The sequence below is a fragment of the Thioclava sp. DLFJ5-1 genome, assembly GCF_002020115.1.
In the GTDB taxonomy this organism is placed as follows: domain Bacteria; phylum Pseudomonadota; class Alphaproteobacteria; order Rhodobacterales; family Rhodobacteraceae; genus Thioclava; species Thioclava sediminum.
In genome coordinates, this window is the sequence record NZ_MPZU01000001.1 from 95,199 (window position 1) to 107,743 (window position 12,545).

Consider the following 12,545-nt stretch of genomic DNA (forward strand, 5'->3'; position numbering starts at 1 on the left):
CCCGGCTCAGCGACGATCTTGAGCTTTGTCGGGCCGCAGCTTTTCAAAGGCGGCAGTAAGGAAAAGGAGCTTCCCATCGGCCCATGGTGCCGTGACGCCGTTCGAGCAGACGAACCCATTCAGCCCTCCTACCGGGATGAACTTGGTCGATACCGCAATTTCTGCCCCTCGCGACCTCCACGAGAACTTCGCATGTCAGGGGGGCCGGACCGTGATCCGCGCGCATTGACGCTGACGCCTCGCGATCCGCTTGGGATACCAAACCGGCGCGCCCTCGCGCGCAGACCTAATTCACCGCATAGAAAAGGCTTAGCCCGCACTATGCCTCCGTGATCGCGCGACCGTTCAAATCGGAGCCGTCACGACCGCTTAGAAAGATACGAACCTTGATCGAAATTTGCTGGGGCAAACCCATCTCCCTCGTCGTGTCGCCGGACGGCGACGTCAAAACCTTCAGCACCATCGAACAGGTGCATTACTGGCTGCGCGAGAAATGGCCGGTCACTGATACCGCACAGATCCGTGCAATTGACCGCGTCGAAGCGGCCATGGAATGTCTGGGCACCGTGGGCGACGCGCGCAGCGCATTCCTCGGGGCCGCGACCACCGCCGGCTTTTCACCTTTCGAAACCATGGATCACCCGATTGCAGCCTGATCACACAGCACATACGGCGTCGCGCGCGCGACGCGGACGGGCCGGCTCGGCCCCGAGGTTCGAAGGCCTGCGCTCAAAGCTCTTCGACGTAGCCTTCGGGGCGTGGACGGCACTGCAAGCGCCGATGATTCCGGTCCTCGCGCTGGCGCGGCGCCCCCGGCTCGTGCGCGCCGCCGTGCGGGTCTGGACCGGCGGGGTCTTCGCGTTCGCACGCGGGATCCTGCGATTGCGCGTGCGCGAGCAAGGGCTCGAGAACAAGCATCTCGACAGCCCCTGCATCTATGTCTGCAACCACCAGTCCACCTGGGAGACGCTGGCCTTCAACCAGCTCGTGCCCGATGTCTGCATCATCGCGAAACAAGAATTGCGGCGTATCCCGATCTTCGGCTGGTTCCTCGAACATTCGCCGATGATCCTGATCGACCGCAGCGGCGGCGGGCGTGCCCTCGCCGGCATGATCACCCAGGCGCGCGAAGAGGCCGCCAAAGGCCGCTCGATCCTGATCTTCCCCGAAGGCACGCGGGTCGGCGTGACTGATCGCTGCGAATTCCAGCCGGGTCTCATCGCGCTTTATCGCAAGCTCGGCCTGCCGATCGTGCCGGTCGCGCATAACGCGGGCCATGTCTGGCGCAGGGACGTGAAGACCGGGGGCACGATCACCGTCGCCTATTTCCCGGCAATCCCGCCCGGGCTTCCGGGCGCCGAGGTGAGCGCGCAGGTCGAAGCGCTTCTCAATGTCGAGAAAGACCGCCTGCCCCCCTGCACAGCTCTGAGCGACAACGCAAAATAGGTGGCACCTTTTGGCAGTGGGCCGCCCTCGCCTCTTGTGGTGTGGCCCCGCAAGTCCAATCCCTATCGAGCTTCGGCATTCCGACCGCGACACATCCCAGACATATTGATATCGGTGACAAGCAGGCCGATCAGGCATTTCTCAAGCCGCGATGAAGATCTAAGGTCGACATCCTGTTGGCCGCGCGGCCTCCACCGCTATGCATGAAGGTTCTTTCCATGGCCACCAAACCGATGTTGCACCCGCGCAATCAACACCGGGCGGGGTACGACTTTGAGCGCCTGATCGTGCAAACTCCGGAGCTGGAGGCATTCACGACGAGAAACCCGCGCGGTCGGATGACGATCGACTTTTCGGACGTCGACGCGGTCCGCATGCTCAACCGGGCACTCTTGCGGACGCATTACGACATCGATTTCTGGGATATTCCGGCCTCTTACCTATGCCCTCCGATCCCCGGCCGTGTCGATTACATCCACTATCTGGCGGATCTTCTGGCCGAGTGTAACGACCATGAGATCCCGCACGGGCCCGAGATCAAGGCGCTCGACATAGGGACCGGCGCGAGCCTCGTCTACCCACTGACCGGTCAGCATGAATATGGCTGGGGGTTCACCGGCGTCGATATCGATCCGGTGTCGATCAACTCGGCGGCGGAGATTTGCGACCGCAACGGCCTGAACATCAGCCTCAGGCGCCAGTCCGATCCCGAGGACATCTTCGAAGGCGTGATCGGTCCCGACGATATCTTCCATGTCACCTTATGCAATCCGCCGTTTCATGCGTCCATTGAGCAGGCGGACAAAGGCACCCAGCGCAAGTGGCGGAATTTGGGGAAAGGTCACTCGAAGAAACTCAATTTCGGAGGCCAGAACGCCGAACTCTGGTGCCCCGGTGGCGAAATCGGCTTCATCGCCAGAATGATCGAGCAGAGCATGGACGTCGCCGATCAATGCCTGTGGTTTACCTCTCTGGTGTCGAAGAAAGACAACCTGCAGCCAATTTCCAGACTGCTGCGCAAAGCGAGGGTTGCCGAGTCCAGGGTCGTCGAAATGGCTCAGGGGCAGAAGACAAGCCGGTTCATAGCCTGGACCTATTACCCCGAAGCACAGCGATCCCTGTAGGGGGATCGGGTTCATCGACAGGACGCAAGGGGTGGCGCCTGCTCTCGAGCGACGGGCGCATTCGAAAGGATTTCGGATCACGTCGCGCTCTGGACGCATCTAGCGAATCCGGCAGATGGCAATGCGCTCCGCCGGTTGCTGGACCGCATTTCCCTGCCGCCGCGAACATTTGTCTGGATCGCGGCCGAAGCCAGCGTCGCCCGCGCCCTGCGCGACGACCTGACCGCCCGCGGTCATCCGAAGGAATGGCTGAAGGCGGCAGGATACTGGATCGCCGGACAGGCCGACGGCTCGGCCAAGGACCTGTGAGAGGCGCAGGGCCGCGCGGGGAATTCCGCCGCGGGCCCGAAACCGGGCCCACCGAGAGCGTCAGGTGCGCGCGATACTCAAGCCGCAGGCCGCCGCCAGCTTTCGCGGTGGTAAGCGCTGTCCCAGAACCGCCATTCATGCCAGCAACTGCGGGCGAAAGCCCGGTGCATCCGCTGGCGGGCGGCCTCATCGGCCTTCGCGCCCAGCCTGTCGGTCAGGTCCAGCATCCGTTCCACGCTCTGATCGAAAGCCTCTCCCGAATAGGTCGCGATCCAGGCGGCATATGGGTTCGCGTCCCCGCTGACATGCGCAATTTCCCGGCCGATATCGCGATAAATCCAGAAGCAGGGCAACAGGGCCGCCACCGCCTCGGGGAAATCGCCCGTCGTGGCACTGCGCAGAAGGAACGAGACGTAGTGATCGCAGGCGGCCGAGGGCTCGATCTTCGCGAAATCGTCGGCCGAAACACCGAATAGCCCCATGTAATGCGCGTGCAATTCCCGCTCGACCGCGATCGCGCCGGCCGCCGAACCTGAGAGTTGCGCGACGGTCGGTGCATCGGGGGCCTTCGCGGCGGCGAGCGCGAGCGCACGGGCGAAGCCTTCGAGGTAATGGGCGTCCTGAATGATGTAGCCTTGGAACGTTTCCGGATCGAGACGCCCCTCTGCCAGTTCGCGATTGAAGGGCATGTCATGGATCTGGCGGCGCAGCGGTGCGGTCGCCTGCGCGAGGTCTTGGGTAAAGCTCATTGGCTGTCCTCCTGAAAAGCGTGGAAATGGTGCACCGGCCCGTGGCCCGATCCGACGGATAGCCGATCCGCCCCGGCAATCGCGGCGTTCAGATAGGCCTTCGCGCGACGGGTGGCGTCTGGCAGCGACAAGCCTGCGCCGAGCCACGTCGCCAGCGCCGAGGACAGGGTGCAGCCCGTGCCATGCGTGTTGCGCGTCGCGATGCGCGGCGCATTCAGCCAAACTTCATCCCGCGCGGCCACCAGCAGGTCCGGGCTGTGATCGCCCCTCAGATGCCCGCCCTTCAGCAGCACAGCACGCGGCCCGAGCGCGCGCAGCGCATGGGCCTGATCGCGCATCTCATCAAGCGTCGTCGCCTCGGCGCAGCCCAAGAGATCGGCAGCCTCGGGCAGGTTCGGCGTGATCAGATCGGCGCGCGGCAGCAGGCCGCGCAGCGCGGTCACCGCGGCCTCCGCCAGCAGCCGATCCCCGCCTTTCGCGACCATAACCGGGTCGAGCACCACCGGACACTCGAGCCCGGTCAGCCCCTCGGCCACGGTCTCGATGATCGCAGCCTCGCCGAACATCCCGATCTTGATCGCGTCGATCCGGATGTCATCGCGCAGCGAGGCCATCTGCGCCGCGATCAGGCCGGTGTCGCACAGGCTCACCGCCTGCACGCCGCGCGTGTTCTGCGCGGTCAGCGCAGTGATCACGCTCATCGCATAGCCGCCATTGGCGGAAATGGCCTTGATATCGGCCTGAATGCCCGCCCCGCCCGATGGGTCGGAGCCAGCCATGGTGAGAATATTCGGGGTCATAGGTCGCTCCATGCGCTGCGCAGGGTTCGGGTGGCGCGCGCCATGTCAGGGGCGCGCGAGATGGCAGAGATCACCGCGACACCGGCACCGCGCGCCTTGCGGACCGCGGGCGCATCGGTGGCGGTGATCCCGCCGATCGCGAGACAGGGGAGGTCCGTGCGTGCGACGATCGCGGCAAAGCCCGCATGTCCGATCGGGGCGGCGTGGTCGGGCTTCGAGCCGGTCGCATGGATCGGTCCGACGCCGAGATAATCGACGCCGGGAGGCACGGCACCGATCTGCGCCTCGGTCTCGATGGAGAGGCCAAGGAGCATCTCGGGCCCGATCCGGCAGCGGATCGCGGCGGGATCGCCATCGCTCTGGCCGATATGCAGCCCGGCGGCGCCGATCTCGATGGCCACCGCGACCCGGTCATTCACGATCAGCGGGACGTCGTAGGGTGCGAGCGCCGCAATCAGCGTCTTGGCGAGTTCTGCGAATTCCGCATCGGGGAGCGTCTTGTCGCGCAGCTGCACCCAGCCCGCGCCGCCCTCAGCCGCAGCGATAGCCTGCGCGATCACGGGCTGCGGGGCGTCGGGGTCAGTGACGAAACAGATGGGCGGGATCATGTGGGTTCGATCCGCGCACCGGCGGTCAAGGCTTCGGCGTCGATCGCATGGAGCGCATCGAGGAAGGCGAACTGAAAGCTGCCCGGACCTTGGGCGGTCGCGCCAGCGCGCTCCCCGGCGAGCCCGAAGTAGGCCAACGCCGCGACGACCGCCTCGAACCGGGGCTGGCCTGCCAGAAAGGCGGCGACGACACCGGTGAGCGAACAACCCAAAGCGGTCACGCGGGGCATCATCGCATGGCCATTCGCAACCCGCGCGGCCTGCGTGCCGTCAGTCACGAAATCCACCGCGCCGGTCACCGCCACCACGGCGCCGCTCACATGGGCCAAGGCCCGCGCGGCGCCTTCAGCCGTCTCGACACTCTCGGTGGAATCCGCGCCCTTGCCCGCGGCGGCCTCACCCGCAAGCGCGAGTATCTCCGAAGCGTTGCCGCGGATCACCGTCGGATGCAGTTCCACCAGCCGCGCCCCGAGAGCGCGCCGATAACCCGTCGCGCCGACCGCAACCGGGTCTAGAACCCACGGGATGCCCTGCGCGCGCGCGACCGTGGCCGCCGCCTCCATCGCCTCCGCCCATGGCGGCGACACCGTGCCAATATTGATACTCAGCGCCTGCGCGATCCCGGCGAACTCGGCCGCCTCTTCGCGCGCATGGACCATCGCGGGCGAGGCGCCGGACGCGAGCAGCACATTCGCCATCACGTTCATCGCGACATAGTTGGTGATGTTATGAACGAGCGGCGCAGTCTGCCGCATCGACGTGAGATATTGTCCGGGGTCTTCCATCGCACTCTCCTTGGCTACGGGCAGCAAGAGGAGTGCGAGGGGGCAAAAGGCGGGACTGCGCCTGACCGTCTCACGCGCCTCCCTCCGCCGGCATTATCCGGTTCAGGTTCTAAGGGTTCGTCTCAGCCCGGTTTCCCGAGCGCCCCTGTCGCTTCGCGCAAAGAGGTGACACCGTCCGAGCCCCCCGTCAAGCGGTGTGACGACAAGCGGTGTGACGACAAGCGGGGGCCTCGATGGTTCGCGTCTGTCCGGTCGCGCGATCGTGGCGATCTATCCCGCGCGCCACCCTTGCAGAGCCCTGCCCCATCCTTTAGAGGCCCGCTCAACCGGTCGCAGCCTACCCGGTCATCAAAACAAGGGTTCAAATATGAAGACTCTCGTCATCTGCTCGGGCGGACTCGATTCCGTGTCGCTCGCCCATATCGTCGCCGCTGAGGGCAATCTCACGCGGCTCGTTTCCTTCGATTACGGCCAACGGCACCGCAAGGAGCTCGATTACGCCGCCGCCGCCGCGCGCCGCCTTGGCGTGCCGCATCACCTCATCGACATGCGCCCCATCGGGGCCGCGCTGACCGGATCGGCGCTGACCGACGATATCGACGTGCCCGACGGGCATTACGCCGAAGAGACGATGCGCATCACCGTCGTCCCGAACCGCAACGCGATCATGCTCGCCATCGGCTTTGGCGTGGCCGCCGCGAATGGCGACGAGGCCGTGGCGACTGCGGTGCATGGGGGCGATCACTTCATCTATCCCGATTGCCGACCCGCCTTCACCGAGGCCTTCGATGTGATGCAGCGCATGGCGCTCGACGGCTATGCCGATGTGCGGCTGGAGACGCCTTTCGTGCATCGCTCCAAGGCTGACATCGTGGCCGAGGGCTCCAAACACGGCACGCCCTTTGCCGAGACGTGGTCGTGCTACAAAGGTGGCGATGTGCATTGCGGGCGCTGCGGCACCTGCGTCGAGCGGCGCGAGGCGTTCCATCTTGCGGGTGTCGCGGATCCGACCGTCTATGCCGATCCGGATTTCTGGGCCAAGGCCGTTGCCGAGAAGGAGGCCCGCTGATGTTCCGTATCCGCAAGGAATTCCACTTCTCCGCATCGCATCAGCTTTCGCATCTGCCCGAAGATCATCAATGCGCGCGGCTGCACGGGCATAATTACATCGTGGTCGTCGAACTGGCCGCCGCGAAGCTCGATGAGAACGGGTTCGTGCGCGACTATCACGATCTGAAACCGCTCAAGACCTATATCGACGACACCTTCGATCACCGGCACCTGAACGACGTGATGGACGTGCCCTCGACCGCAGAGAACATGGCCAAGCATTTCTACGACTGGTGCAAGGCACGATGGCCCGAAACCAGTGCGGCGCTGGTCAGCGAGACGCCCAAGACCTGGGCCGAGTATCGTCCATGACCACCCTTCGCATCGCCGAGATTTTCGGCCCGACCATTCAGGGCGAAGGCGCGCTGATCGGCGAGCCCACGCTCTTCGTGCGCGCGGGCGGCTGCGACTACCGCTGCTCGTGGTGCGACAGCCTCCACGCGGTGGACAGCGCCTATCGCCACACATGGGCGCCGATGAGTTCCGAGGAAGTCTGGGCGGAGCTGCGCCGCCTGTCGAGTGACCGGCCACTGACGATCTCGCTCAGCGGCGGAAACCCGGCCATTCAGGATTTCGGACCGCTGATCGCGCTCGGGCGGGCTGCCGGCTACCGCTTCGCCCGCGAGACACTGGGCTCTGTCGCGCGGCCGTGGTTTGGCAATCTGGATACGCTGGTGCTGTCGCCGAAGCCGCCTTCGAGCGGCGAGCAGGTCGATTGGGACGCCTTTGCCAAGTGCGTGGCAGCCGGACACTCGGCCCGCAGCACTGTGATGAAGATCGTGATCTTCGACCGGGCGGATTACGATTGGGCGAAGGACGCCCATGCCCGCCACCCGGATCTGCCGCTCTATCTTCAACCGGGCAATCCCGAGGTCGACCCGGAGGTTCCGGTCGATCCGCAGGGTCTGGCCGACCGGCTTGGCTGGCTGACCGACACCACTATGGCGGATAACTGGTTTGCGCCCCGCATCCTGCCGCAGCTGCATGTCCTGATCTGGGGCAACAAGCGCGGCGTTTGATCCACCTCGGGTCGGGCGCCCCGAACATCACTCGGGCGCGACCCGCGTCACGCAGCGGTACGGTTTGCGAAACTCGTGACGCGCCGCACCATTTCGTCGAAATCGAATGGCTTCAGCAAGACTTCGGTGTCCGTAAGCGTCGTGGCCGTTGCCGCTTCCTCGTCATAGCCGGTCATGAACATCACCCTCAAGTCTTCTCGCGCCTCTCGCGCCCGGGCCGCGAGTTCCCGGCCGGTCATACCGCCCGGCAAGCCGATACCGGTCAGGAGAAGCGTCACCTCGGGCTGGTCCTGCAGCACCTGAAGCCCGGCCGCCGCATGCGCCGCCTGATAGACCGTGAAGCCTGCCTCTTCCAACGCCTCCACGACGACGAAACGCACGATTGCCTCATCGTCGACAACGAGGATCGTGTGTCCGCCCCCTGTGGCGGGTTCCTCACTGACTGGCAGGTCCTCTTCGGCGCGCGCGACCGTCTCGACCGAGCGCGGGAGGAAGATGTTCACGGTCGTCCCCTTGCCCAGTTCGGAGTCGATCGTCGCGCATCCGCCGCTTTGGCGCGCGAACCCGTAGACCATCGAAAGCCCGAGGCCGGTGCCCTTCTCGCTGGGCTTCGTCGTGAAATAGGGATCGAAGGCTTTCGAGATTTCCTCCGAAGTCATTCCCGTTCCGGTGTCGTGCACGGACAGCCGCAGGTAGTCGCCGGGCGGAAGCTCCGAGTTCTCGGTCTCGATGGCCTCGTTGGTCGTGCTGATCGTGATCGTGCCACCATCGGGCATCGCATCGCGCGAATTGATGCACAGATTGAGAAGCGCGCTTTCAAGCTGGTTCGGGTCGACCATCGCGGGCCAGGCCTCTGCGTCGTCCTCCGCCCTTACCAGAATATGCGGCCCGATGGTGTGCCGCATCAAGTCTTCCATGCTGCGGACCAGTTGCGGCACGTCGGTCGGCTTGGGCATCAGCGACTGCTGACGCGAGAAGGCGAGCAAACGCTGTGTGACGCTGGCGGCCCGCTCGGTCGACGCTTGCGCGGCTTCGAGATAGCGCAGGATTTCCTCGCGACGCCCGTCTTCGAGCCGCTTCGCGACGAAGTCGAGCGACCCGGAAATCGCCGTGAGGAGATTGTTGAAATCGTGGGCGAGCCCCCCGGTCAACTGCCCGACGGCCTCCATTTTCTGGGCCTGCCGGAGCTCTCCCTCCCGCTGCATGAGCTTCGCGGTCTGCTCTTCGACGCGCTGCTCCAAGGTTTCATTCAGCTTGGACAGCTCGGCCGCCGCCTTGTCGCGCTCTTCGAGAATGGCGCGCCGGTCATCGAGATCCATCAGAACGCCTGCGAAGATGCGCGGCGTTTCGGCCTCCATGCGGCCATTGGCTTCGACCCAGTGATACAGCCCGTCGGCCCGCTTGACGCGAAACTGATATGCATACGGCGTCGTCTGCTGCGTGGCGCGATCGATCGCCGCCATCAGCCCCGGTTTGTCGTCCTCATGAACGTTCACGACAATCTGGTCGATCGTCAGACCTTCGGCCCCCTGCGCGGGATCGAGCCCCATGCTGCGCGAGAATTCTTCATCGAGATCGAAGGTTTCGCTGTCGAGATACCAGACCCAGGTGCCAAGGATCGCCCCGGCCGAAAGCGCGCGTGCGACGTGACGTGCACTCTTTTCCGCGCGGCGCTGGCTTTCGCGTAGTTCGCGTTCTTTGCGTTTGCGCTCGGTGATATCGCGAAACAGAACCGCGACCTGCGCTTTCGCGGCGGGCTCCACCCGCGTCGCGGAAACCTCGATATGCCGTCCGGCCTCGACGAACTCGCGCTCGAACCTCAGAGGCTCTCCGGTTCTGAGCACTTCGCCGTAGATTTTGACCCACTCGGCCCCGTCTTGCGGGGCGACATCGAACACGGTCTTGCCGACGATACCGTCGATCCCGGTATGTCTTTCGTAACCGGAATTGGCTTCGATATGGACATAGTCGCTGAAGGGCCCTCTGGGCCCGTCGATGAACTGGATGACGCAGAATCCGTCATCGATCAGCTCCATCAGGGCTTTGTAGCCAGCATCAGGAGCCGCGTCGTCCTCAGTTCCGCGCGCATCACGCCGGAAAGCTTCTTGCCAAGTCACATAAGATCCAATGCAGGTAAGTGCGTCTCCACCACGCATCACAAGTATAGCTTTTCCTTAATCTTACAAACATGTTTCGGTCACATAAAAAAAGGTGGACGAATTGCCGCGAGAAAAATTATCTATAAAGCATGACGGATACACCCCATGAAACACATTCGCAGCGCATCGCGCGGATACTTTCGGATCGCATCATTTCCGGTGAGATTCCGCCCGGCGCCCGCCTGAGACAGGACCATATCGCGAGCGAGTTCGGCGCGAGCCACGTCCCGGTGCGCGAAGCCTTTCGCGAATTGCAGGCGCGCGGATTGGCCGAGAGCGAAGCGCGCCGCGGCTTTCGTGTGACCGAGTTCGACGTGGCCGAACTGCGCGAAGTGGCGGAGATGCGCGCCAGCCTCGAACCCTTGGCGCTGCGCCATGCAGCTCCGAACATGACACGCGCAATTCTCCAAAAAGCTGAACAGGTTACGCGTATCGGAGACAGTGCCAGAACAGTCCGTGATTGGGAGGCCGCGAACCGCCAATTCCACCGGCTGATCCTGACACCCTGCGGAATGCCACGACTTCTGGAGACGATCGACAATCTGCAGACGACCAGCGCACGCTTCCTTTTCGCCGCCTGGCGTCGAGACTGGGAAGCCCGCTCGGACCATGACCACCGGATCATCATCACCGCCCTCCACAAGGGACAGACAGACCTGGCCTGCGCAACCTTGGCACGCCATGTCGGCTGGATCGGCAAACGCAAGTCATCGATAAAAAATGCCAACTTACACGAGACTTACGTGATTTCTGGATAATTATCTATAACTTCAATTGATAGCCCCGGATGTGCCTGCATAGTCATAGATAGAAATTCCAACTATCGACTGAGGACAGGTTCAATGACAGCGTTCGATACTTCCCAGAAGCTCACCCACACTCTCTGGCGCGGCCTTGGCCTCGCGCTTTGCGGCGCGGCCCTGATCACACTCGGCGCGAAGCTTCAGGTGCCTTTCTGGCCCGTGCCGATGACGTTGCACACGCTTGCGGTCTTCTTCATCGCAGCGAGCGTCGGCCCCAGAATGGCGGCCGCCGCAATGGCGAGCTATCTCGCCATGGGCGCTATGGGCGTGCCGGTCTTCTCGGGCACACCCGAGCGCGGCATCGGGCTGGCCTATATGATGGGACCGACCGGGGGCTACCTGCTGGGCTTCCTGCTGGCGGCGCCCTTGATCAGCGTGCTCGCACAAGGTCGAGGCTGGCTCGGCAGAGCGCTGGCGATGCTCGTCGGGCTGATCGTGGTCTATGCCGCGGGCCTCGCCTGGCTCGCCAATTTCGTGCCGGCGTCGAAACTTCTCGCAACCGGCGTCGCACCGTTCGTTCCCGGGGATCTGGTCAAGATCGCGATTGCCAGCGGTCTCGCGACGGGCCTCACTCGCCTGAAGGAGCGCGCGTAATCATGGCGGGAGACATCAGAAACGATTGGAGCATGGCGCAGGCGAAAGCGATCCACGACCTGCCCTTCCCCGAACTTCTTCACCAGGCGCAAACGGTTCACCGCACCCATTTCGACCCGAGCGCGATCGAAACGGCGAGCCTGCTGTCGATCAAGACCGGCGGCTGCCCGGAAGATTGCGGCTATTGCTCGCAATCCGCGCATTACGATACCGGCGTGAAGGCCACCAAGCTGATGAAGACAGACGAGGTTCTGAGCGCGGCACGACGCGCGAAGGCCTCAGGCGCGCAACGGTTCTGCATGGGCGCGGCGTGGCGCAGCCCGAAGGATCGCGACATGGATGCGCTGTGCGAGATGGTGCGCGGCGTCTCCGATCTGGGGCTGGAGACCTGCATGACGTTGGGCATGCTCTCGCCGCAGCAGGTCGAGAAGCTGAAGGCGGCGGGGCTGGATTTCTACAACCACAACATCGACACGTCGCCGGACTATTACCAGGAGATCGCGACGACCCGCACCATGGAGGATCGACTCGATACGGTCGAAAATGTGCGCAAAGGCGGCATTCGGGTCTGTTGCGGTGGGATCTTGGGCATGGGCGAGGCCGAGGCGGATCGGATCGCCATGCTGGTGACGCTCGCCACCCTGCCCGCGCACCCGGACAGCGTGCCGATCAACCTCTGGAACGAGATCGACGGCGTGCCGGTGCAAAAGAATGCCGAGCCGGTCGACCCTTTCGCGCTGGTGCGGGTCGTCGCACTTGCGCGGATCCTGATGCCCGCGTCGGTGGTGCGGCTTTCGGCAGGCCGCACCGGGATGAGCGACGCGTGGCAGGCGCTGTGCTTCCTCGCGGGCGCGAACTCGATTTTCGTGGGAGATCAGCTTCTGACCACGGATAACCCCGCAGCCTGGAGAGATCAGGACCTGTTGGCGCGGCTGGGCATGCATGTGGCCCCCGCGAAGCCGAGCGCCGAACCGGCACCCGTGGCTTGAGCGCGCGACTGTCTCGGGTAACTTGCCCGAGACGGTTAACGGCAGCGTCC

The 12,545-nt window shown here is 64.2% G+C and carries 15 protein-coding genes and 1 riboswitch; of the genes, 10 read left to right on the plus strand and 5 right to left on the minus strand.

Features of this window, described 5'->3' with window-relative positions; genetic code table 11:
* The first annotated feature begins 386 nt into the window (after positions 1–386).
* From BMI86_RS00495 to BMI86_RS00510, 4 genes are all read left to right on the plus strand, one after another.
* Positions 387–656 (plus strand): DUF982 domain-containing protein, encoded by a 270-nt coding sequence (locus BMI86_RS00495; protein WP_078539290.1) that lies wholly within the window; start codon positions 387–389, stop codon positions 654–656.
* A 124-nt stretch (positions 657–780) separates the two neighbouring features.
* Complete coding sequence (locus tag BMI86_RS00500; protein ID WP_078539291.1) at positions 781–1,446, plus strand: lysophospholipid acyltransferase family protein; 666 nt, start codon at positions 781–783, stop codon at positions 1,444–1,446.
* Between the two features lie 218 nt (positions 1,447–1,664).
* Complete coding sequence (rlmF, locus tag BMI86_RS00505) at positions 1,665–2,570, plus strand: 23S rRNA (adenine(1618)-N(6))-methyltransferase RlmF (protein ID WP_078539292.1); 906 nt, start codon at positions 1,665–1,667, stop codon at positions 2,568–2,570.
* A 69-nt stretch (positions 2,571–2,639) separates the two neighbouring features.
* Positions 2,640–2,879 carry an SIP domain-containing protein gene (locus BMI86_RS00510; protein ID WP_078539293.1) on the plus strand — a complete coding sequence of 80 codons (240 nt, stop codon included), beginning with the start codon at positions 2,640–2,642 and terminating at the stop codon, positions 2,877–2,879.
* Between the two features lie 77 nt (positions 2,880–2,956).
* Here the strand turns inward: BMI86_RS00510 and tenA are convergent, their stop codons facing one another.
* The 4 genes from tenA to thiM are packed head-to-tail and all read right to left on the minus strand — an operon-like array spanning position 2,957 to position 5,821.
* Positions 2,957–3,628, minus strand: a complete 672-nt coding sequence (gene tenA, locus BMI86_RS00515) for a thiaminase II (protein ID WP_078539294.1) — start codon at positions 3,626–3,628, stop codon at positions 2,957–2,959.
* A complete protein-coding gene (thiD, locus tag BMI86_RS00520) occupies positions 3,625–4,428 on the minus strand; it encodes a bifunctional hydroxymethylpyrimidine kinase/phosphomethylpyrimidine kinase (protein ID WP_078539295.1) in 804 nt (267 codons plus the stop codon). Before thiD ends, tenA begins: the two co-directional genes overlap by 4 nt.
* Complete coding sequence (gene thiE, locus BMI86_RS00525) at positions 4,425–5,036, minus strand: thiamine phosphate synthase (RefSeq protein ID WP_078539296.1); 612 nt, start codon at positions 5,034–5,036, stop codon at positions 4,425–4,427. Before thiE ends, thiD begins: the two co-directional genes overlap by 4 nt.
* Positions 5,033–5,821, minus strand: coding sequence for a hydroxyethylthiazole kinase (gene thiM / locus BMI86_RS00530; protein ID WP_078539297.1), 789 nt, complete (start codon positions 5,819–5,821; stop codon positions 5,033–5,035). The genes thiE and thiM overlap by 4 nt, the downstream gene beginning before the upstream one ends.
* A gap of 62 nt (positions 5,822–5,883) precedes the next feature.
* Positions 5,884–5,978, minus strand: a riboswitch (TPP riboswitch).
* Positions 5,979–6,188: 210 nt separating this feature from the next.
* Here thiM and queC point away from each other — a divergent pair.
* The 3 genes from queC to queE are packed head-to-tail and all read left to right on the plus strand — an operon-like array spanning position 6,189 to position 7,950.
* Complete coding sequence (gene queC / locus BMI86_RS00535) at positions 6,189–6,890, plus strand: 7-cyano-7-deazaguanine synthase QueC (protein ID WP_078539298.1); 702 nt, start codon at positions 6,189–6,191, stop codon at positions 6,888–6,890.
* Positions 6,890–7,243 carry a 6-carboxytetrahydropterin synthase QueD gene (queD, locus tag BMI86_RS00540; protein WP_078539299.1) on the plus strand — a complete coding sequence of 118 codons (354 nt, stop codon included), beginning with the start codon at positions 6,890–6,892 and terminating at the stop codon, positions 7,241–7,243. Before queC ends, queD begins: the two co-directional genes overlap by 1 nt.
* Entirely contained in the window at positions 7,240–7,950 is a 711-nt protein-coding gene (queE, locus tag BMI86_RS00545) for a 7-carboxy-7-deazaguanine synthase QueE (protein ID WP_078539300.1), read from the plus strand. The genes queD and queE overlap by 4 nt, the downstream gene beginning before the upstream one ends.
* A 47-nt stretch (positions 7,951–7,997) precedes the next feature.
* Here queE and BMI86_RS00550 read toward each other — a convergent pair whose 3' ends face one another.
* Positions 7,998–9,986 carry an ATP-binding protein gene (locus BMI86_RS00550; protein WP_246831599.1) on the minus strand — a complete coding sequence of 663 codons (1,989 nt, stop codon included), beginning with the start codon at positions 9,984–9,986 and terminating at the stop codon, positions 7,998–8,000.
* 212 nt (positions 9,987–10,198) lie between these two features.
* Between BMI86_RS00550 and BMI86_RS00555 the strand changes: the two genes are divergently transcribed.
* From BMI86_RS00555 to bioB, 3 genes are all read left to right on the plus strand, one after another.
* Positions 10,199–10,867 (plus strand): GntR family transcriptional regulator, encoded by a 669-nt coding sequence (locus tag BMI86_RS00555; RefSeq protein WP_078539302.1) that lies wholly within the window; start codon positions 10,199–10,201, stop codon positions 10,865–10,867.
* Positions 10,868–10,951: 84 nt separating this feature from the next.
* Entirely contained in the window at positions 10,952–11,506 is a 555-nt protein-coding gene (locus BMI86_RS00560; protein ID WP_078539303.1) for a biotin transporter BioY, read from the plus strand.
* 2 nt (positions 11,507–11,508) lie between these two features.
* A complete protein-coding gene (gene bioB, locus BMI86_RS00565) occupies positions 11,509–12,495 on the plus strand; it encodes a biotin synthase BioB (protein ID WP_078539304.1) in 987 nt (328 codons plus the stop codon).
* The last annotated feature ends 50 nt before the right edge of the window (positions 12,496–12,545 follow it).